The organism is uncultured Lamprocystis sp. (assembly GCF_903933125.1).
Taxonomy (GTDB): domain Bacteria; phylum Pseudomonadota; class Gammaproteobacteria; order Chromatiales; family Chromatiaceae; genus Thiodictyon.
Genome location: NZ_CAIZIZ010000422.1, coordinates 1 through 19,590, shown reverse-complemented (window position 1 = coordinate 19,590; position 19,590 = coordinate 1). Strand labels below are relative to the sequence as shown.

19 protein-coding genes, 1 tRNA gene and 1 pseudogene are annotated in these 19,590 nt (G+C 63.8%); 10 read left to right on the top strand and 11 right to left on the bottom strand.

Going from position 1 to position 19,590, the window contains the following annotated elements:
- Positions 1-170: 170 nt before the first annotated feature.
- Positions 171-269, top strand: a pseudogene (locus QZY03_RS22595) (primase-helicase zinc-binding domain-containing protein); the annotation flags it as partial.
- 21 nt (positions 270-290) lie between these two features.
- A complete protein-coding gene (locus QZY03_RS22590; protein WP_367268252.1) occupies positions 291-1,169 on the top strand; it encodes a tyrosine-type recombinase/integrase in 879 nt (292 codons plus the stop codon).
- Positions 1,170-1,202: 33 nt separating this feature from the next.
- Here the strand turns inward: QZY03_RS22590 and QZY03_RS22585 are convergent.
- A tRNA-Pro gene (locus tag QZY03_RS22585) sits at positions 1,203-1,279 on the bottom strand.
- A gap of 76 nt (positions 1,280-1,355) precedes the next feature.
- Positions 1,356-2,324, bottom strand: coding sequence for a polyprenyl synthetase family protein (locus QZY03_RS22580; RefSeq protein ID WP_295584804.1), 969 nt, complete (start codon positions 2,322-2,324; stop codon positions 1,356-1,358).
- A 224-nt stretch (positions 2,325-2,548) separates the two neighbouring features.
- On the opposite strand from QZY03_RS22580, the gene rplU reads away from it, so the two are divergent.
- From rplU to proB, 4 genes are all read left to right on the top strand, one after another.
- A complete protein-coding gene (gene rplU / locus QZY03_RS22575; protein ID WP_295584802.1) occupies positions 2,549-2,863 on the top strand; it encodes a 50S ribosomal protein L21 in 315 nt (104 codons plus the stop codon).
- A 13-nt stretch (positions 2,864-2,876) separates the two neighbouring features.
- Entirely contained in the window at positions 2,877-3,140 is a 264-nt protein-coding gene (rpmA, locus tag QZY03_RS22570; protein ID WP_020506644.1) for a 50S ribosomal protein L27, read from the top strand.
- Between the two features lie 145 nt (positions 3,141-3,285).
- Positions 3,286-4,368 (top strand): Obg family GTPase CgtA, encoded by a 1,083-nt coding sequence (gene cgtA, locus QZY03_RS22565; protein WP_295584798.1) that lies wholly within the window; start codon positions 3,286-3,288, stop codon positions 4,366-4,368.
- Positions 4,369-4,419: 51 nt separating this feature from the next.
- A complete protein-coding gene (proB, locus tag QZY03_RS22560; protein WP_295584796.1) occupies positions 4,420-5,544 on the top strand; it encodes a glutamate 5-kinase in 1,125 nt (374 codons plus the stop codon).
- A 201-nt stretch (positions 5,545-5,745) separates the two neighbouring features.
- Here proB and aqpZ read toward each other — a convergent pair whose 3' ends face one another.
- Together aqpZ and QZY03_RS22550 are read right to left on the bottom strand one after the other, a co-directional pair.
- The gene (gene aqpZ / locus QZY03_RS22555; protein ID WP_295584794.1) at positions 5,746-6,474 is read right to left on the bottom strand and encodes an aquaporin Z; all 729 of its coding nucleotides are present in this window, start codon (positions 6,472-6,474) and stop codon (positions 5,746-5,748) included.
- A gap of 353 nt (positions 6,475-6,827) precedes the next feature.
- On the bottom strand, positions 6,828-7,232 hold the full coding sequence (locus QZY03_RS22550; protein ID WP_295584793.1) for a hypothetical protein: 405 nt from the start codon (positions 7,230-7,232) through the stop codon (positions 6,828-6,830).
- A gap of 219 nt (positions 7,233-7,451) precedes the next feature.
- On the opposite strand from QZY03_RS22550, the gene QZY03_RS22545 reads away from it, so the two are divergent.
- Both QZY03_RS22545 and QZY03_RS22540 read left to right on the top strand, forming a co-directional pair.
- The gene (locus tag QZY03_RS22545) at positions 7,452-8,117 is read left to right on the top strand and encodes a protein-L-isoaspartate O-methyltransferase (RefSeq protein WP_295584791.1); all 666 of its coding nucleotides are present in this window, start codon (positions 7,452-7,454) and stop codon (positions 8,115-8,117) included.
- 186 nt (positions 8,118-8,303) lie between these two features.
- The gene (locus QZY03_RS22540) at positions 8,304-8,888 is read left to right on the top strand and encodes an isochorismatase family protein (protein ID WP_295584789.1); all 585 of its coding nucleotides are present in this window, start codon (positions 8,304-8,306) and stop codon (positions 8,886-8,888) included.
- Between the two features lie 126 nt (positions 8,889-9,014).
- Here QZY03_RS22540 and waaA read toward each other — a convergent pair whose 3' ends face one another.
- The 5 genes from waaA to soxX all read right to left on the bottom strand — a co-directional run bounded on the left by waaA (position 9,015) and on the right by soxX (position 13,289).
- The gene (waaA, locus tag QZY03_RS22535) at positions 9,015-10,328 is read right to left on the bottom strand and encodes a lipid IV(A) 3-deoxy-D-manno-octulosonic acid transferase (protein WP_295584787.1); all 1,314 of its coding nucleotides are present in this window, start codon (positions 10,326-10,328) and stop codon (positions 9,015-9,017) included.
- A gap of 287 nt (positions 10,329-10,615) precedes the next feature.
- The gene (locus tag QZY03_RS22530; RefSeq protein ID WP_295584784.1) at positions 10,616-11,284 is read right to left on the bottom strand and encodes a rhodanese-like domain-containing protein; all 669 of its coding nucleotides are present in this window, start codon (positions 11,282-11,284) and stop codon (positions 10,616-10,618) included.
- Positions 11,285-11,371: 87 nt separating this feature from the next.
- Positions 11,372-12,013, bottom strand: coding sequence for a hypothetical protein (locus QZY03_RS22525; RefSeq protein ID WP_295584782.1), 642 nt, complete (start codon positions 12,011-12,013; stop codon positions 11,372-11,374).
- 23 nt (positions 12,014-12,036) lie between these two features.
- Positions 12,037-12,879 carry a sulfur oxidation c-type cytochrome SoxA gene (soxA, locus tag QZY03_RS22520; RefSeq protein WP_295584780.1) on the bottom strand — a complete coding sequence of 281 codons (843 nt, stop codon included), beginning with the start codon at positions 12,877-12,879 and terminating at the stop codon, positions 12,037-12,039.
- A gap of 26 nt (positions 12,880-12,905) precedes the next feature.
- On the bottom strand, positions 12,906-13,289 hold the full coding sequence (gene soxX, locus QZY03_RS22515; RefSeq protein WP_295584777.1) for a sulfur oxidation c-type cytochrome SoxX: 384 nt from the start codon (positions 13,287-13,289) through the stop codon (positions 12,906-12,908).
- Positions 13,290-13,676: 387 nt separating this feature from the next.
- Here soxX and soxB point away from each other — a divergent pair, with 387 nt between their 5' ends.
- Positions 13,677-15,458, top strand: coding sequence for a thiosulfohydrolase SoxB (gene soxB / locus QZY03_RS22510; protein WP_295584775.1), 1,782 nt, complete (start codon positions 13,677-13,679; stop codon positions 15,456-15,458).
- A gap of 315 nt (positions 15,459-15,773) precedes the next feature.
- On the opposite strand, the gene QZY03_RS22505 is transcribed toward soxB, so the two are convergent.
- Complete coding sequence (locus QZY03_RS22505; RefSeq protein ID WP_295584772.1) at positions 15,774-17,804, bottom strand: Hsp70 family protein; 2,031 nt, start codon at positions 17,802-17,804, stop codon at positions 15,774-15,776.
- Positions 17,782-18,876 carry a hypothetical protein gene (locus tag QZY03_RS22500; RefSeq protein WP_295584770.1) on the bottom strand — a complete coding sequence of 365 codons (1,095 nt, stop codon included), beginning with the start codon at positions 18,874-18,876 and terminating at the stop codon, positions 17,782-17,784. The genes QZY03_RS22505 and QZY03_RS22500 overlap by 23 nt, the downstream gene beginning before the upstream one ends.
- Positions 18,877-19,184: 308 nt before the next feature.
- On the opposite strand from QZY03_RS22500, the gene QZY03_RS22495 reads away from it, so the two are divergent.
- Positions 19,185-19,361, top strand: coding sequence for a CsbD family protein (locus QZY03_RS22495; RefSeq protein WP_083924818.1), 177 nt, complete (start codon positions 19,185-19,187; stop codon positions 19,359-19,361).
- Positions 19,362-19,590 lie beyond the last annotated feature (229 nt).

Genomic DNA, 19,590 nt, shown 5'->3' with positions numbered 1-19,590 from the left:
CTCCTACCGTAGGAGCGGCCCACGGCCGCGACGGGCTGCCGCAACGACGGGTGGCCGGAATGATGATCAAGGCCGCCATTCATGAATGGGCTCACAACATCAAAATATGCTGCATAGAATTTCTCCGAATGCTGTGTGGCGTCACACAGTTGGCCTCATGAGCCCATGTTCCTTGTCCGATCCATGGCGGACAGGACGGCTTTCGGGTATTCAACGACGTGAACGAGCGCGGGGGCCTCGATCGTAATCCCGGCCAGCGGCGTGCGTAGTCAGGGCTTCCAGCCCTGACGGTGTCAGGCCAGGATGGCCTGACTACGCACCCGGCGAGCCCAAGTGGCCGGAATCTTGATCGGGGCCAGCGCGGGGGAGGGATCTGCAACACCTGCGGGTCCTTCAGCGACAGCGTTGGATCACGGGGGTTTCATCGCCAGCGTACCAGGTACGATGCCGTGACCGACCCCCTGCTCTGGAGCGTCGATGAAACCGCGCGTCAGCTTGGCAATATCAGCAGGCGTACTGTAGAGCGCTTGCTGGCAACGGGAAAACTGAGGCCGGTGAAGATTGGGCGCCGCCGCATGGTCGACCCTAAGAGCGCGCGAGCGCTCGTCACGAACAATGCTTTGGGCGATACTTCGTCCGGGGCGGCGGTGCTGGAGATAACACCATGCCAAAAGCCAGAAAGCGCGACCAAGACGGTCTCTTCCAGCGGCCGGACTCGCCGTACTGGTGGGCCGCGACGCCCGACGGACTCGGCGGATCGTCTCGCCGCAGTACTGAATCATGAGTCGCGGGAAGCGCTCATATCGCGAGCACGGTTCAGATCAACTTGGTGCCCTGGGTCTTCGTGGGTATTTGCGAGGAAAGATGGAACCCGAATCGTCAGTGTAAAGGTGGGTTTCGCGTCGTGCGTAAAGTCCGCTGGCTTGGCCGATATTCACCCTCACGATCTACGGAGGACATTCGGTAGTTGGCTCGTACAAGCCGGGGTCGGGATTGATCGGGTGTCAAAACTACTTCGCCACGGAGACGTGGCAATTACGGCTCGGGTTTATGCCCATCTTCGTCCGAGCGATTTGTCCGAGGCCGTTGCGGTACTGGATCGCACCGGGCCAACGGTTTCACGCTCGGGTTTCACGTTTGCTGATTCGTCCTTGAATCGAGACTCATGACTAACCGTAACGTACTGTTCGCAATCAGGAATTTGGTCGGGGTGACAGGATTTGAACCTGCGACTTCTGCCTCCCGAAGACAGCGCTCTACCAAGCTGAGCTACACCCCGTGAAAAAGGGTCGATCACAACGACGCGCGCGGGATCAGGCGTCATTACTTGATCCGATAAGGCAAACCGCCACGCATCAGTGGGTTCGGCTCACCGCAAAATCGGCCAAGGCGGCAAGGGCGTCGGCGGCGTCTGAGGAGGGGAGGGCTGAGAGCGCCTCACGCGCCAGACGGGCGTGATCCAATGCAAGCTGCGTAGTGTACTGGATTGCGTCAGTGGACGCAATCGCCCGGATGACGTCGTCGATGCGTTCGCGTCCGCCGCGCTCGATGGCCTCGCGCAGCAGTTGGCGCTGCTCCGCGGTACCCACTTGCATGGCGCGCAGGACGGGCAGGGTTGGCTTGCCTTCATCGAGGTCGTCGCCGACGTTCTTGCCCAGTTCCGCGTTGCCGGTGTCGTAGTCGAGCGCGTCGTCGATCAATTGGAAGGCGATTCCCAGATGGCGGCCATAGTCGGCCATCGCCGTCTCGACAAAATCCGGACTTTCGGCGAGGACCGCGCCCAGTCGGGTGCCGGCCTCGAAGAGGGTGGCGGTTTTCCGCACGATGACTTCCATGTAGCGTGCCTCGTTGGTGTCCGGATCCTTGGTGTTGAGGAGTTGGAGCACCTCGCCCTCGGCGATGCGATTGGTGGCGTGGGCCAGGATCTCCATGATGCGCATGTTGCCCACGTCGACCATCATCTCGAAGGCGCGTGAATACAGGAAGTCGCCGACCAGGACACTGGCTTCGTTGCCCCAGACCACGTTGGCGGTCTCTTGGTTGCGGCGCAACTCCGAGCTGTCGACGACATCGTCGTGCAGCAGGGTGGCGGTGTGGATGAACTCGATGACCGCGGCCATGTCGATGTGGTGCGCGCCCGAATAGCCGCAGGTACGGGCCGCGAGCAGCACCGATAAGGGTCGCAGGCGCTTGCCGCCGCTGTTGACGATGTAGTGGCCGATCTGGTTGATCAGCACGACGTCCGAGCGCAGCCGCCGCACGATGAGTGCGTCGACGCTCTTGGAGTCTTCAACGACGGGAAGGCGGATCGCGGAAAGGTCCATGCGCTGGGGAGTTCTTCAGATCACGAAAAATAAGGGTCGGATGATGCCCGCGGATGCTAGGTGCGTGTCATGGGGCTGTCAAGGTGGACGCCGGATTGTGCTGCTTGTGTTTTGGCGGCGCAACTGTTTTCTGTTGACGTGGCGAGTGTACGCGGGTATTGTTGTGGGTCTTTCACCCGGCGCGGAGCGTCGGTTTTTGACTTTGCCTGGGGAAACTCAAGATCATGTACGCGGTGATTCAGACCGGTGGCAAACAATACCGGGTCTCCGAGGGTGACACCCTCAAGGTCGAAAAGCTCGTGGTCGAGCCGGGCTCCGATGTCGCGCTCGACAAGGTGCTGCTGGTTGCGGACGGCGACACGATCAAAGTCGGCACGCCCTATATCGAAGGCTGCACAGTGACCGCGACGGTCAAGGCGCATGGGCGCGGCGACAAGGTCCATATCATCAAGTTCCGGCGGCGCAAGCATCACCTGAAGCGCCAGGGCCACCGCCAGTGGTTCACGGAGATTCAGATCACCGGCATCAGCGCAGGCTGATCGGGAGGCAACGATGGCACATAAAAAGGCAGGCGGCAGTTCGCGTAACGGTCGCGATTCCGAGTCCAAGCGACTGGGCGTCAAGATCTACGGGGGCCAGACCATCACGGCCGGCAGCATTATCGTGCGGCAGCGCGGCACGGGTGTCCACAACGGCGTCAACGTCGGTCTGGGTCGGGATCACACGCTGTTCGCCCTGAAGGACGGCGTGGTGCGCTTCGTGGTCAAAGGCCCGAAGAATCGCAAATTCGTCACCGTCGAGGCCGCCGCATCCTGAGTCATTCCGGTGGTGTCCCGGAGTCGCCTGCTCGGCGGGCTCCGCGGCAACCCACCGGTGATCGGGATTCCACTGGCGTCGACGCGAGAGCCTCGTCCTCCGGGCGGGGCTTTTCGCGTTTTAGGCTTAAGGCCGCGGACAGGTCATGAAATTCGTCGACGAGGCATTCATCCGGGTCGAAGCCGGTGACGGCGGTAGCGGCTGTGTCAGCTTCCGCCGGGAAAAATATATCCCCAAGGGTGGGCCGGACGGTGGCGACGGGGGAGACGGCGGCAGCATTTTTCTGGTCGCGGACAATAACCTCAACACCCTGGTGGACTTCCGTTTTCAGCGCATCCATCGGGCCGAACGCGGCCACAACGGGATGGGCAAGGATATGCGCGGGCGCAGCGGCGCGGATCTGGTCGTCCGCGTGCCGGTGGGAACCAGGGTCTTCGACCCGGAGACCAACGAGTCCCTGGGTGAGTTGCTGGAAAACGGACAGCGTCTGCTGATCGCCCGCGGCGGTTTCCACGGCATCGGCAATGCCCGTTACAAGTCCAGCACCAACCGTGCGCCTAGGCAGTTCTCGCCGGGCTCCCCTGGGGAGCGGCGTGACCTGCATCTGGAGTTGATCCTGCTGGCCGACGTCGGCCTGCTGGGGTTTCCCAACGCCGGCAAGTCTTCGCTGATCCGCCAGGTTTCCAGCGCCCGTCCCAAGGTGGCCGATTATCCCTTCACCACGCTTTATCCGAACCTCGGTGTGGTGCGGCTGGGGCGCAGCCGCAGCTTCGTCATCGCGGACATCCCTGGGGTGATCGAGGGCGCGGCCGAGGGCGCCGGGCTCGGCATTCAGTTTCTCAAGCACTTGGCGCGAACCCGGCTGCTCTTGCATCTGGTGGATATCGCCCCGTTCGACGAAGATCAGGATCTGGCGGGCGAGGTGCGCAAGATCGAGACGGAGTTGGCGGCCTTCGGCGGGGACCTGATCGACAAGGAACGTTGGCTGGTGTTGAACAAGTGTGATCGTCTGCCGGAAGACGTCATGGAGGCGCGTCGCATGCAGATATTGGATACGCTGGGCTGGCAGGCACCGGTTTACGAGGTCTCCGCCCTGACCGGTGCCGGGACCGATCGGCTCATGGAGGATCTGATGCGTCGGCTGGAGCAGATCAAGCTCGAGTCCGGTGAGGCCACCCGCGCCGATGACCCGGAGGACGCCGAGTGGCATCCGCTGGATTCACAGTAGCTTGTCGGCGGCTACGCAATGCTCAACCCCACGATTGATTAGGATATCGGCTTGATCTCCCGCAACACGCTTCCGACGACCCGCCGTTGGGTCGTCAAGATCGGCAGTGCACTCCTGACCCGCGACGGGCAGGGTTTGGAGCGGGGCATGCTGATGCCCTGGGTGGAGCAGATGGCCGCGCGCCGGGCGGCCGGGCACGATGTGGTCCTGGTGTCATCCGGGGCCGTGGCCGAGGGCATGGCGCGGATGGGTTGGCGCGAACGCCCCAAGGCATTGCATGAGCTTCAGGCGGCGGCGGCCATTGGCCAGATGGGTCTGGTGCGCGCCTATGAGGACTGCTTCAAGACCTTCGGCCTGCACACCGCACAGGTTCTGCTTACCCGTGACGACCTGGCCGACCGGGCACGCTATCTCAATGCCCGCAGCACCCTGCGGACTCTGCTCAGTCTGAAGGTGATTCCGGTCATCAATGAGAACGACACGGTGGCCACCGACGAACTGCGCTTCGGCGACAACGATACCTTGGCCGCCCTGGTTGCCAATCTCATTGAGGCCGAGGTGTTGATCCTGCTCACCGATCAGGACGGCCTGTTCGACCGCGACCCGCGGGGCGATCCGGATGCGCGCCTGATCAGCGAAACCCGCGTGGACGATCCGCAACTCGATGTGGTGGCGGGCGGCAGTGTGACCGGGTTGGGGACCGGCGGGATGGTGACCAAGGTCCGGGCGGCCCGCCTGGCGGCCCGTTCCGGGGCGGGGACCATCATTGCCCCTGGGCGCGGGGAGGGGGTTCTGACCCGCATCGGCGCCGGGGAAGCCGTCGGCACCCTGCTGGTGCCGGTGCAGTGTCCCCAGGCAGCGCGCAAGCAATGGCTCGCCGGTCACCTCCAGGTGCGCGGCCGGTTGATCCTGGATGCGGGCGCGGTGCGGGCACTGCGCGAGAAGGGCACCAGCCTGTTGGCGGTCGGCGTAAAGGCCGTGCATGGCACCTTCAACCGCGGGGAAGTGGTGGCTTGCGTGGACGAGGAGGGCAGGGAAGTGGCGCGTGGCCTGGTCAATTACGACGTGCAGGAGTCACTGCGCATTCGCGGTGAACCGACCAGCCGGTTCGAGTCGATCCTGGGGTATGTGGATGCGGATGAACTGATCCATCGGGACAATCTGGTCGTGCTCTGAGGGGCGCCGACCTGGTAACGGGTCGGAAACAAGTGAAACAACGACAACGACCGGGACGTCAAAGGTGTTCCCTAACGGATCTGTTCAGCCGATGATCTGGCTTCCGGACTCCAATGTGAGCACGCCGCGTGGCGCCACCGGCCGCTGGAGCGGCCGGACGGCATTCCCACGCTGGAGCGTGGGAACGAGAAAGAACGAGACTTACTTGCTTTCGTTGGTCTCGAACAGCCGGTAGACCACGCCGGCAATCGCGCCGCCGATCAGCGGTGCGACCCAGAACAGCCACAGTTGCGTGATGGCCAGCCCCTGCCCATTCAGGAACAGCACCAAGGCCGGGCCGGTGCTGCGCGCCGGGTTCACCGAGGTGTTGGTGACCGGAATCGAGATCAGGTGGATCAGGGTCAGCGCCAGGCCGATGGCGAGGCCGGCGTGGGAGCCGATGCCGCGCTTGTCGGTCGCGCCAAGAATGATGAACAGGAACATGGCGGTCATGACGACTTCCATGATGAAGCCGGTCAACATGGGGTACTTGCCGGGCGACAGTTCGCCGAAGCCATTGACCGCCAGGCTGTTGGCCGCCAGGACGAAGTCGGGTTGGCCCTTGAGAATCATCAGGAGCAGGAAGGCCGCCCCAATGGCGCCGATGGTCTGGAAGAGGATATACATGGGCGCTTCAGCCGCGCTGAAGCGGCCGCCGGCCACCAGACCGACCGTCACGGCCGGATTGAGGTGACACCCCGAGATATGTCCGATCGCATAGGCCATTGTCAGGACGGTCAGGCCGAAGGCGAAGGCGACGCCGAGCAGGCCGATACCGATATCGTTGGTGCCGGCCATAAAGACGGCCGCCAGGGCCGCGCTGCCGCAACCGCCGAGTACCAGCCAGAAGGTGCCGATCATCTCGGCAAGGGAACGGGAGATCAGAGGCATAGCTAACTCCACACCAAATTCTAAGTCTTAGGTCTAACTCAACCGGGTACTGGGTGATCGCCGCCCTCAACACCCAAAGAATGAGGGTGATCGCAGCGGTGGACCCAGCGGTGTCATGGTCTCTCAGGCACCCCGCCTGAGCCGGGCGGATTGTAAGCGACATCCAGGCCGATTGGCAGACGTCGCCATATCGTTTTTTCTTTGCTTTCCGATCAGAAATATCCATCAATGGCACACTGGCTGCCGGCTGATCTCAAAGCGGTCGCCCGCGCAGTGCTTGGTGAGTCCCTATCCTGAGCGTCAATCACTTACAAAACGGTATTGCTGACAGGGATACGTGCTTTTTTCCAGGGCTAATGGATTCCCCAGGCGTCGTTCTCATGGGTCAGTACGATCTCCAGGCGCTTGAGTGCCGGGTCGGCATCACCCACCGCGGACTCGACGACGATCGTGCACCGATACAGATCCGTGCGCTCTTCGAAAGGGTCGCACTCGACCAGGTTGACTTTGACCAACCGAATGCTGAGTTGCGCGGCTGCTGTGGCGCCGAGGTACTGGCTGGTACCGGCATTGATGGCGTTGATCTTGTTGGTATAAGCGGCACGGAGATCGGTTTCGGTGGGACGCTGGCCCTGGGTTGGCGGCCCGGCTGGGTTTGCCGGGCGTGACGCCGCCGATTGGCCGGGATGTTCCGCGGCCTGGGTGATGCCTATGGTGGCGGCAACGAGCATGGCAGCGATTAGGGGATTGCGATGCATCGAACAAGGTCCGGGTGAAGTGGGTTCGAGGACGGTGCGGCGGACGCGAACATAGCATGCCCGTGTTGCCGGCGCGTGCCTGTAACGGGGCCGGATGCGATCAAACGAAACGTTGAGCTCGGACTGGTCTTTCCAGGGTTACGGTTGCACCGCCGGGCAGAAGTTCGTAGCCTTACGCGCTACTCTGTTGTTGCCCTACAGCCAAGTGGAGGCCCAAGCGTGGATACGCACACCGAGATCGCCCGCTTCAACATGATCCAGCAGCAGATTCGCCCCTGGGGGGTGCTGGACGATCGCGTCCTGGACGCCATGGGTGAGGTCAGGCGCGAGTCCTTCGTACCGGATGCCTACCAGGGACTGGCCTATGCGGACATCGAGATTCCCATCGGTGATGGCCAGATTATGCTTGCCCCCAAGGTCGTAGGGCGCCTGTTGCAGGCGCTGGATGTGCAGCCTGGCGCGCGGGTGTTGGAGGTCGGGACCGGCAGCGGTTACCTGACCGCCTGCTTGAGCCTGCTCGGCGCCGAGGTCATCAGCCTGGAGATCGACCCCGCGGTGGCCGCCGCGGCCCGCGAGCGGTTGGCGTCACTCGGCTTGGAGCGGATCGAGATACGGGAGGCGGACGCCCTGGCCGGACCGACTGCCGGTGGCCCCTTCGCCGCCATCGCGGTGACCGGTTCAGTCCCGCGGACGGCGATCCTGTACGTGCTGGAGCAGCAACTCGCCGCGGGAGGGCGACTGTTCTGTATCCTCGGTGATCCGCCGGCGATGGAAGCCTGGCTCATGACCCGCCTGCCGACTGGAGAGTTCGCGCGCAAAGGGCTGTTCGAAACCTGTGCTCCGCGCCTCGCCAATTGTCCCGAGGTCCCAGTCTTCGTCTTCTGAGGCGCGCCGTCGCGTCGACCAGTGTGTTCCACGGGGCAGGGTGTCCCGTGCTTGCAGGCGACCTCGGATGACTGATAGCGAGGTCGAGCGAAAATTGCCCCACACCGGGCAGGTTCGCCTCACGATTTGAACAATCGCCGGGATCGCGATGATTCAAGCAGTAACAAATAGATCGGAGGACAACCCATGAGTATTCACCAAGCCCAGATGCCCTTGTGTCAGCGGGACTCTTCGCAATTGCTTATCATCGACGCCCAGGAGCGGCTCGCCGCTGCCATGCCGATGGATGAGCTCGATCTGGTCGTCGCCAACATCAATCGCCTGATCGCTGCGGCCAAGGTCTTCGGCATCCCGGTCATCGCCACCCAGCACAATTCGAAAGGCCTGGGTCCGATCATCGAGTCGATCCGGGAGAATCTGCCGCCGGACAGCCAACCGACCGAGAAGACGGCCTTTTCCTGCTGTACGGCGACGGGGTTCGAGCGCAATATCTCGGCGCATCCGGAGCGGCGTCAGTTGATCGTCGTCGGTATGGAAGCACATATCTGCATCTCCCAGACTGTCTCCGGGCTGCTGCGCTGGGGTTATCAGGTCTTCGTTCCCGCGGATGCGATCATCTCCCGCAAGTCGGTCTGCAAGGCCAATGTACTGGATCGGATGCGCGCGAGCGGCATTCAGGTCCTGTGCGCCGAATCAGTCGCCTTTGAGTGGATCGGCGACTCGACCCAGGACAACTTCCGTGAGGTCTGGTCGCTGTTCAGGAATACCTGATACCGGCGACCGTTGCCTTGAACTGTGTAGGTGCGACTTCAGTCGCACCGATTCGGACGCAGGTGCGACTGAAGTCGCACCTACATTGACCGGTATCCAAATTGTCGGAAATCGCCTAAGTCGCCCCTAGGTCCGGTCATCGCGTTCGCCGCCCCGATCAGGCGCGGCGGACAGCCGCCCCTCGATCAGCGCGATCAACCGCTGCAAGGCACCGCGGTTGGCCTCCACCACCCGTCGGCCGTGCTCGCCGATGTGGGCGCGCAGTGACGCATCCGTCAACCAATCGATCATGACCGCGGCCAGACTCGGTGCGTTGGTCACCTGCACCGCGGCACCTTCAGCCACCAGCAGTTCAGTGATTGCCGCAAAGTTGAAGACCGCCGGACCCATGGCCACGGGCACCCCGACCGCGGCTGCTTCCAGTGGATTGTGACCGCCGGTCGGGACCAGGCTCCCGCCGATAAAGGCGGCATCGGCGGCGGCCAGGAAGATCTGGAGTTCCCCCATGCTGTCGCCCAGGAAGACCGCCGTCTCCGGGGGGCAGGGCACGCGGGCGCTGCGCCGCGTCAGTGCGAAGTCGGCGCGTTGGATCAGCCCGGCCACCCGCTCGAACCGTTCGGGGTGACGCGGCACCAGCACCAGCAGGGCCGTGGGGACGCGCGTACGGATCTGCCGGTGCGCCGCCAGCATGAGTTCTTCCTCGCCCTCGTGGGTGCTTGCGGCGACCCAGACCGGACGATCGGCAGCGCCCCCACCCCAACTCCGGCGCATCGCCTCGGACTGGTCTTGCAGGCTCGCCGACAGACGCAGATCGAACTTGATGCTGCCGGTGACGACGACCCGCTGCGCCGCCGCGCCCAGGTCGCGGAAGCGCTGCGCGTCCGCCTCGGTCTGCGCCGCGATCAGCGTGAACCGCTCCAGGGTTTCCCGCGTCAGCCGCGCGAGCCTGGCGTAGCCCCGCGCCGAACGAGCGGACAGCCGCGCATTGGCCAGCACCGTCGGAATCCCGCGGGCGGCGCAGGCCGCCAGGGTATTGGGCCAGATCTCGGTCTCCATGACGATCAGCAGACGCGGGTTGACCCGGTCCAGGAACCGCGCGATCACCTCCGGCAGATCGTAGGGAGTGTAACGGTGGGTCACGGCCGCACCGAACAGCTCCCGCACTCTGGCCGCGCCGGTCGGCGTCGTCGTGGTCACCAGTATCTCCAGCGGTGGGTTCCGGCTCAGCAGGTGCTTGATCAGCGACTGCGCCGCCTGGACCTCGCCCACCGAGACCGCATGGACCCAGACTGCCGCGGGCGGTGCCGGGGGTTGTTCCAACGCCAGGCGCTCACGCATGCGTTGTCGATAGGTGGGGGCCTTGAGACTGCGCCAATAGAGCCGCAGCAGCACCAGCGGCAGCAGCAGGCGCAGGAGCAGTGTATAGAGTTGCAGGGTCATGGGCGCGCAGTCCTGAAAAACGCCGGGTCGTTGATCGATATCGGCGTTCCCTGATTCAGGAACGCGCTGCAGTCAGGACCTCAGCCCTGGCGGTTAACATTCCGGCTACCGGTGCGTGGGCCTCGATCAAAATTCCGGCCACTGGGGCTCGCCGGGTGCGTAGTCAGGCCATCCTGGCCGGACACCGTCAGGGCTGGAAGCCCTGACTACGCACGCCGCTGGTCGGGATTACGATCAAGGCCGGCGGGTGACACCGCAGCGCGGTGTCACAAAGCGTAACCCAGTCCTCACGGCTTCACGCTGGTCAGGCCGACACTCGCCCAATCCTGCATCCCGCCGCGGTACCACTTGAGCTTCTCGACCGGGTAGCCGTACTTGACCAGCGTTTGCAGGTTGGCGGTGGATTGGGGGCACCAGATGCCATTGCAGAAGAGCACCAGGGTCTTGGCGTCGCCGAAGGTCCATTTGCCCTCTTCGCTCAGGGTGGCGCCGAACTCGTCGGCCAGAATGTGTTTGAAGCTCTCGGCTTCGCCCGGGGTTTCAAAGGTGCCCTTGGTGTCGATATTGATCTTGTTCCAGGGAATATTGACTGAACCAGGAATGGTGCCGCGCATCACCCAATCGGGCGTGCGCGAGTCGACCACCAGGATACCTTCGTCGCCTTGACCGACGCGCTTGAGATAGTCCAGTAGTTCCAATTCGCCGATCGTCTCGACTCCGGGAACCGCCACCATCGGCTGGACGCAGAAAGGCGGGCAGCCGCGATCGGTCTTCTGGAAGATCTCCGGCAGGTGGGCGGCGGGGTCGTGTCCACGCTGGATCGTGACCGGTTGCCCGTTGTGCATCACCTGCACGGAGTCGAGCTTGGGGGTGATCTTGTTGCCCTCCGCCGCCGCGGGCTGGCAGGCGGCGAACGCGGACAAGAGGGCGATGGCAAAGACGGCAGAGCGATTCATGTTGGGAGCCTCCATCAGGGGCATGAGCGGAAGAGGGTGCATGCGAGCGATCGGCGCGGCGGCCGGGCAGGTATTGCGCTCACCATCTCATGGCTTGGCGTGCACATAGGAGGGGAAGGTGGCGCCTTTTTGGCTGATCGCCTGCGCATAGCCGAGTTCGCCCTGTTGTTTGGCCTTGTTCGCCAGCTTGACGGCCGCGTCGAATTGACCGGTTTTCAATTGCTCTTCGGCATCCTTGATCATCTTCGCGGTGTCGCGCCATTCCCCGCCGACCGAGTCCGCCTTCTTACGAGCGGCCTCGGCCGCGGCGATGGCCGTCTCGGCCTCGGCCGCGCTGAAGCTGTTGGTGACGGCGGCGGCTGCCGGCGCGGCGGTTGCAGCCGGGGGCGCGGCGGTGGTCGACGCGGGCGCTGCCGTCGCTGCCGCTGCCGTCGCAGCCGGCTTGGCGGCCGCGGCCTGGGCCAGGGCGTATTCGTCTTGTTTGCGTGCCCGCTCGGCCAGTTCGACCGCCTTGGTATACTGGCGGGACGGGATCAGGTCTTGCGCCTCCTCAATGAGTGCGCCGGTCTCGCTGGTCACACCGGCGGCCAGCGCCTTCTCGCGGGCGCTCAGGGCTTGCGCGATGGCCTGCTGCGCGTCGGCCCGATGGGCGGCCCACAGGCTCGTCACCGGCGCGGCCAGCAACAGGGCGGCGGCCAGTGCGCCCGCGGAAAGACTGCGTATCTTCATCTCTTGTTTACTCCTCGTTTAGCCTACTTGCGGGCACCGGGACCGTTGAGTTCGAGGCCGTTATCCATGTAAGTCATGAAATACTCCAGATCGCGGTACTCCTCACTTTGTCCTTCAAACGCCTTGGCCCGGACCTGCTCGTTGCAGCCTTTGTAACGACGGTGCAGGGTGGCGATCTCGCCCCACTTCGAGCGATAGACCGGGAAGTGGGTGGTGTGACCGAAGGCCGGACTCAGGATCTCAGTGCGCAGGGTGGAGCCCGAATTGCCCATGTGACAATGGGCACAGGAGAAATTGAACTGGCCGCGGCGGGCGAAGTAAAACTCCTTGCCCTTCTGGTAAGCCGCCAGAGCGCGCGGGTCGTCGGCCGGGATCTCGACGTTGATGATCTGTCCACGGGACTCAAAAGCCATATAGGCATTGATCTCCGCCAACGGTCCGAGAAAGTAGCCATAGGGCTTCTCGCCATTGGCCACCCGGCATTCATTCACCAGCAGCGGCAGAGTGACGACCATGCCACGATCCTTGTCCCAGCGGGGGAATTTTCCGGCGATGCCCGGACCGTCAGGGAAGCAGTCCGCGTAGGTCTTGCCGTTGGCGAAGGGTGTCTTCCATAGGGTCTTGCCGTTGTCGATGGCGGCCTCGTAGGGCGGAAACTCTTCGATGGCCTCCCAGTTCTCGCGGCCCACCGGATCGAGTGCATAGGCGCCGTTCTTAAAGTCGTCCGGGGGAACGTGCGGGAAGCGCTGTTTGAAATAGTTCTGGAAAACCGCTTGGTCCTCTTGCGGGGTGCTGGCGGCCGTCAGGGGGGAACCCAGGGCGCAGACCAGACCGAGTGCGGTCAACATCAGGTGGGTCTTATTCATGCGGGAGTGCCTCCGGTAATGCGCGCTCACAGGGTCCAGACATAGGCCACGACGTCGGCCAGTTCTTTCTGAGAGAGGATCGCATGCCGGCCGAACGGCGGCATGGCGGCCTCCGGGGTCTTGACGGTCGCGTCCCAGATCTGGATGGCCAGCGCTTCCTTGGTGGGGTAGCGCGTCTGCATGGCAATCAGCGCCGGGCCGATGGCGCCCGGGCTCTCGCCGCCGATGATCAGATGACAGGCGATGCAATTGCCCTTCGAGCGATCCATGGCGATCGCCTTACCGGCGGCCGGATCGCCGCTCGTCAGGTCGATCTTGGGCATCTCGGACGCCACCCCAACCGCGGCGATGGCCAGGGCACCCAGGATGAGCGCCGGCGTCCGCCGCCGGCAAATACAGGGGAACTTCATGGTTGGAACCTCCTATCTGGATTGTTGTTGTTCACCGCGACGGGGCGACACTGGCGGTCGGTTCCCGATGATGCGATTCGTCGCCGCGCCGCACGTCTGGTCGCATCGGACCGTGGGCCTTGATCGTAATCCCGGCCAGCGGCGTGCGTAGTCAGGGCTTCCAGCCCTGACGGTGTCAGGCCAGGATGGCCTGACTACGCACCCGGCGAGCCCAAGTGGCCGGCACCTTGATCGAGGCCGGACCGTGCCCGCGCTCGTGTGCGGCTGATGCTAACACTTGCGGCTGGATATGGCACCAGCCGCTCGCCAACGGGCATACTAGGTCGACCATCGCACCCCGGATGCCCCTGGGTCGTCGCCAACTGTACTCGCTGGAGGATTATCACCATGTCTATCTCCCGTCGCGAATTCATGAGACTCATGGGCTTGGCCGGTGCGGCCGGGATGCTGCCCAGCTCGGTCTTCGCCGCCGCACGCCAACCCGGCGACCTCTACGAGGTCCCCAAGTTCGGCAACTGCACGTTGCTGCACATCACCGATACCCACGCCCAGCTCAATCCGATCTGGTTCCGTGAGCCGAACGTCAACCTGGGGCTTGGCGCCGCGCTGGGCAAGGCACCGCATCTGGTCGGCAAAGCCTTTCTCAAACAGTTCAAGGTGCAGCCGGGCGGGATCGAGGCCCACGCCTTTACCTTCCTCGATTTCGACAAGGGCGCCGCGAAGTTCGGGGCGGTCGGCGGCTTTGCGCAGTTAAAAACCCTGGTTGACCGCCTGCGCAGCGAGCGCGGCGACGGCAACAGCCTGTTACTGGATGGCGGCGACACCTGGCAGGGCTCCGGCACTGCCTATTGGACGCGCGGCCAGGATATGGTCGGCGCCTGCAATCTGCTCGGGGTCGACGTGATGACCGGCCATTGGGAGTTCACCTATCAGGATACCGAGGTCATCCGGAACATCGAAGCCTTCAAGGGCGACTTCGTGGCGCAAAATATCCAGGTTCGGGAGGAGGCGCTGTTCGACTACCGGTTCGCGGACTTCCCCGGCTTCAACGAAGACTCGGGCCTGGCCTTCAAGCCCTATGTCATCAAAGCGGTCGGCGGGGTGCGGGTGGCCGTCATCGGTCAAGCGTTCCCTTATACCCCCATCGCCAACCCCCAGCGCTTCATCCCGGATTGGACCTTCGGGATCGAAGACGGGCGCATGCAGGAGATCGTCGACAAAGTGCGTGCGTCGGAGAAACCGGATCTGGTCGTGGTCCTCTCCCATAACGGTATGGATGTCGATCTGAAGATGGCCTCCCGCGTCAGCGGTATCGACTGCATTTTCGGCGGTCATACCCACGACGGTATTCCGGCGCCGACTCTGGTCGAAAACAAGGGCGGCAAGACGCTGGTCACCAACGCCGGCTCCAACGGCAAATTCCTGGGCGTGATGGACCTGGACGTGAAGGACGGCAAGCTGCGCGACTACCGTTACCGCCTGCTCCCGGTCTTCTCCAACCTCATCAAGCCCGATCCGGAGATGGTAAAGTATATTGCGGGCGTACGCGCGCCCCATCAGGACAAGCTGACTGAAAAGCTCGCGGTCGCCGAGCAGACCCTGTTCCGCCGCGGCAACTTCAACGGGACTTTCGATCAGGTCATCTGCGATGCGCTGATCAAGGTCAAGGACGCGCAGATCAGCCTCTCCCCCGGCTTCCGGTGGGGGACCACGGTGCTGCCGGGGCAGACCATCACGATGGACAACGTGATGGATCAGACCTGTATCACCTACCCGGAGACCTATCGCCGGGAGATGTCCGGCACCGAGATCAAGGCCATCCTCGAAGATGTCTGCGACAACCTCTTCAATCCCGATCCCTATGTGCAGCAGGGCGGGGACATGGTGCGGGTTGGCGGCCTGGACTATGTGTGCGAACCCGGTGCGACCATGGGCAACCGCATCACCGATATGCAGTTGAACGACGGCACCAGGATCGAGGCCGACAAGCAGTACGTGGTCGCCGGCTGGGCGACCGTCGGCAGTCAATCACCCGGCGAGCCGATCTGGGACACGGTCGCCACCTACCTGCGGGACATCAAGACAGTCAAGATCGGACGGCTCAATACACCCAAGCTCAAGGGCGTTAAGGGCAACCCCGGCATCGCCGATTATCCGTTGATCCTGTAAAGAGGCTTCAGCCTTGGCTTGATAGATCAAGGCGAACGGCCATGGAAGGGGACTTGCCGCCCCGAGACATGAAAGTTCCTCGTGGGAGCGGCCTCCGGCCGCGATGCGGCGGCGCGGTGACTGCTGATGCCACGGCATACGCATGGCTCAATCGCGGCCGGAGGCCGCTTCCACAGGGTCGCGGTGCGACTTTCACGGTAACTTAGCGATAGCCATCGGATGTAATAACCGGACGTAGGGGCGGGTTTCAAACCCGTCCCTACCCCACGGGTCTGTCCGGATATCAGGTAGGAAGGCTATAATTATTTATCGCATTTACCAAATCTGACTGATCGCCGACAAGCTCTCGATTTCCTGTTCCACGCGCTGCCGGACCTGATCCTCCAAGCCTTGTTTGGCGCCTTCCGAATGGGCCTTCACCTTTTCCGCGACCTGATCCTTGATGTCCTGCCGCAGGCCGGCGATCTTTTCATCCGTCAGGGCCCGGCCAATGATCCAGATCGGGGTGCCTTCCCAGAGTTCGGCCTGGCGCTTGGCCTCTTCCACGCCGTAGTGCAGCGCCAGTGCGCCGGCGACCACGCCGATGATGGCGCCGACCAGCAACCCGATGGGGCCGGATGCGATCAGCGCCGTGCCGGCTCCGCCGCTGATGACGGCGGCCACGACGGCCACGATGGTCGTGGACAGCGCCAGCACCACCCCCGAGATCTCGCCAAAGACGTCCGGATCGGCGATTCGCAACCCCTCGGCCAGGTCCAGCGACGGGCCGGTGCCGGCAAGATGCTGCCGGACGGTCAGCCGGTGCTCGCGATACCAGGTTTGCATCAGTTCGGTGGTGTCGGCGGCGACCCCGGTCAGGACCTTGGCGATCTGCGTCTTCACGATGGCCTCGATCTGCGACTGAAAGTCCGCGGCCGCGGTCGCGATCCCGGCCTTCAGGGCGGCGACTGATCCGCCGCTCTTGCGAAAGCCGTGCAGGATGGGCGCAATCCGCTCATCAAACAGACCGACCGCCACCAGCTCGGCGATCTGCTCGGCCGCCGCGTCCATACGCCGCTCGATCAATGGGCCGATCCGGTTGCCGACAAAGCCCGGCAGTTCGGTGCGCAGAGCGCTTTGGGTCAGCATGAGGTGTCGCTGGAGCGCCGGGATAATGGCCAGGCCCTGGGACACCGTGACATAGGGTCGGTCACTGTGGACCAGGCGGGGCGCACGATGCAGATGGCCAAGTTCTTCGGTGACGATGGCGGCGACGAAGGGCCAGGCACTGCTGCCGCCGGTGAGGATCACGCAGGCCAGATCCTGGCCGCGCACCCGCTCGTGGGCCAGCCCCTGACGCAGGGTCTGGCGAAACCAATCCAGCAGGTCGAGTCCCTGGTCGAACGCCAACAGGTGCTCGCCCGCTTGCGGATTCATGGCCCGCAGATAGTCGGCGAAGGTCGCCGACGGCCGATAGTGTTGCGCCCGCGCCAGGAAGGTCTCCCAGGTCGCCTCGGTGAGGCGTCCGTACTCGCCCACCGCCTTGCGAAAGACCTGAGCCGGGTCGAGCGCCATGGCCAGCGAGAATTTCTCCTTCACCTCCCGGCAGCGTACCGCCAGGACGAAGAACTCGGCCGCCTCGCGGCGCATCGCCGCGACCGCATTCGGATTCTGCTCGATGAACCATTGATAGAACAGGTCGTCGAACAGGCGTCCGCCCAGGTGCATGTCGCCCCAGGAGTGCATGACCTCACCGCCGGCCATGAGCGCGAAATCGCAGGTTCCGCCGCCGAAGTCGACCACCAGCGCGCCGGTGAGTGCCTCGAGTGGCGTAATGTCTTTGCGCTGGATATGAAAATAGATGGCGCCCTTGGGTTCATCCACCGTCTTGACGTCGCCGAAGCCCGCCTCCCGGCAGATCGAGCGCAGCGCGTCCCGATACGCGTCGGATGACTCGCTCGGTACGCCGAACAGCACCTGACGCTGCAAGGGCGCGATGTCCTTGTTCTGCCGCCGGGCGACCTCCAGCAGACCAACCAGAAAATCGCGGGCATAGCGGCGGGTCTCGGCGCTGGCCGCCAGGTCCGGTTTGAACTGCGCGTGGATGCTGTAGCCGACTCGCGCGGGGCCCGCGTCGCCGAACTCTTCCAGCGCCACATCACCGATCAGCGGGTCCTTACCGTCCCGGTAGAGAATGGCGGTGGCGATGCCGTCGCGGCCGTCGCCGAAATCCACGCCTACCGGGTCTTCCTTGTCTCCCGGACACTTGGTGACATAGGTATTGGAGGTGCCGAAGTCCAGCGCGAGGACCGGTTTGGGCTGCTCCGACACCACCTGCAAAGCGTTACGAACGTTGTTTGCGGACAAGACCCTTCTCCAGCACGTTGCCGTTGACGATCACCGGTTCGTCTTCGACGATGACGGTGTCGCCGTCCTCAATCAGGCCGAAGGGACGGTAGTGCTGCGCCAACTCCGGACTCCAGCGCAACCGTGGGCGGACCGCTTGGCTGGCCAGCACGAAATGCGGCGGGACCGACACGCCATCCAATCCCATCCGTCGCGCCTCCAGCAGCACCGACTCGGCGGCGGTCGGCAGACCCGCGGCGTCGCACCGATGTAGTTCCTGGATCGCCCGCGCCAGACTCGTGTCCAGTGCGGCGGTTGCGGGTGCCTCGACCCGCCCGGCCGACAGGCTACAGAGCAATAGGGCCGAGCAATCGACCGCCTGCCGGATCAGGTCGCGGACCGTCGTGCGGTAGGCCTGGACATCGTATTGGGTACTGCCGCGGGTGAATGCCAGCAAGGACACCACGCCCACGTATACCAACACGCGCCGCAGCAGGCCAAAGCCCACCAGCCGCCCCCAGATGGCTCCGAAACCGAGTGCGGTGGCGCCCAGCAAGTCCGCCGTCCAAGCCACACCCATCAGTGACTTGAGTGTGAACCGCAGGGCCTTGCTCTCGGCCAGCTTGCCGACTGAATACATCGCCGCCGCCGCGCCGCCGGGGGCACCGATGAGCATCCCCACGCCGCGTAGCCCCAGCGTCAGGTTCAACAGCCCACCGAGCAGCATCATGCCCAGCAGGCTCCCCACCGCGGCGGCGACTGCCAGCCGCGGTACCGACAGGCCCCGGCCAAGGGGCGGGGCCGGGACACTCCAGGCGGGATTGAGGCTGAGCCAACTGCTGCGCAGGGCTTCGCGGGCGCCCCCGCCGGTCGGTGGGTTGGGCAAACCGTCCAGCACCGCGTCCGCGCTCAAGGCCGCGAACACCTCATCGCGGGCACTGGCAAGGGCCCGTTCCAGTTGCGCCGGAGTCGGCGGCTGCGCGGGGACCAGCACGGAGAAAAACCGATCGACGCCGCGCTCGGCAATCTGCTCGCGCAGCCCCTGATGATCCGCCATCCACCCACGCATCGCTTCTTCGAGAATGACTGCCATGATGACTCCTGAACGATAAGGCGCGGCCCCGACGTCACCGTTGAACGCCTTGCGGCGATCGGCATCCGCGCAGAACACCGGGAAAAGTATAACACCTTAATTCCATCATAAATTCCAAGTCCGTTCGCTGCCGCACCCAGGCGGTTGGTCATACCGCGGGTTCCCAGCAGAACGGCTCAACCTATGTGCGTTGCCGCACCGAGTTTGCGTGGTGACATCGGTAGTCTGTCGGCAGAGCGTGAGGAATCGGCATTCGACGCTCAGGTCATGGCGACTGTCATGATCACACCCATCATCACGAGATCATCATGAACAAAGAACAAGTCAAAGGCCGTTACGAAGAAGCAAAGGGCGCGGTCAAGGAAGCCGCCGGCAAGGTCGTCGGTAATGAAGAACTGGAGATAAAAGGCAACGTCCAGAAGAACGCCGGCAAGGTCCAGGCCGGTCTGGGTGACCTCAAGGAAGATATCAAGGACGCCACCTGATCCTCCTGCCGTCAACTGAAGCCGGGCTGGCTGCAGCCCGGGCACGGACTTAGGTGATTTCCGGAACACCGGATAGCACCCACTATCGGCTCGGATGTCGGTGCGACTTCAGTCGCACCGATTCGTTTACCGTGAAAGTCGCGCAGCGATCCTGTGGGAGCGGCGTCCCGCCGCGATGGGGCCGGGCGTGAAGCCCTACCATTCGAGATCACCGCGGCACCCATCGCGG

Excerpts from the sequence above, each read along its gene's own strand:
- QZY03_RS22580 (WP_295584804.1), bottom strand. The coding sequence starts at position 2,324 with ATGGACCTTTCCGCGATCCGCCTTCCCGTCGTTGAAGACTCCAAGAGC.
- rplU (WP_295584802.1), top strand. The coding sequence starts at position 2,549 with ATGTACGCGGTGATTCAGACCGGTGGCAAACAATACCGGGTCTCCGAG.
- rpmA (WP_020506644.1), top strand. The coding sequence starts at position 2,877 with ATGGCACATAAAAAGGCAGGCGGCAGTTCGCGTAACGGTCGCGATTCC.
- cgtA (WP_295584798.1), top strand. The coding sequence starts at position 3,286 with ATGAAATTCGTCGACGAGGCATTCATCCGGGTCGAAGCCGGTGACGGC.
- aqpZ (WP_295584794.1), bottom strand. The coding sequence starts at position 6,474 with ATGCCTCTGATCTCCCGTTCCCTTGCCGAGATGATCGGCACCTTCTGG.
- QZY03_RS22550 (WP_295584793.1), bottom strand. The coding sequence starts at position 7,232 with ATGCATCGCAATCCCCTAATCGCTGCCATGCTCGTTGCCGCCACCATA.
- QZY03_RS22540 (WP_295584789.1), top strand. The coding sequence starts at position 8,304 with ATGAGTATTCACCAAGCCCAGATGCCCTTGTGTCAGCGGGACTCTTCG.
- waaA (WP_295584787.1), bottom strand. The coding sequence starts at position 10,328 with ATGACCCTGCAACTCTATACACTGCTCCTGCGCCTGCTGCTGCCGCTG.
- QZY03_RS22530 (WP_295584784.1), bottom strand. The coding sequence starts at position 11,284 with ATGAATCGCTCTGCCGTCTTTGCCATCGCCCTCTTGTCCGCGTTCGCC.
- QZY03_RS22525 (WP_295584782.1), bottom strand. The coding sequence starts at position 12,013 with ATGAAGATACGCAGTCTTTCCGCGGGCGCACTGGCCGCCGCCCTGTTG.
- soxA (WP_295584780.1), bottom strand. The coding sequence starts at position 12,879 with ATGAATAAGACCCACCTGATGTTGACCGCACTCGGTCTGGTCTGCGCC.
- soxX (WP_295584777.1), bottom strand. The coding sequence starts at position 13,289 with ATGAAGTTCCCCTGTATTTGCCGGCGGCGGACGCCGGCGCTCATCCTG.
- soxB (WP_295584775.1), top strand. The coding sequence starts at position 13,677 with ATGTCTATCTCCCGTCGCGAATTCATGAGACTCATGGGCTTGGCCGGT.
- QZY03_RS22500 (WP_295584770.1), bottom strand. The coding sequence starts at position 18,876 with ATGGCAGTCATTCTCGAAGAAGCGATGCGTGGGTGGATGGCGGATCAT.
- QZY03_RS22495 (WP_083924818.1), top strand. The coding sequence starts at position 19,185 with ATGAACAAAGAACAAGTCAAAGGCCGTTACGAAGAAGCAAAGGGCGCG.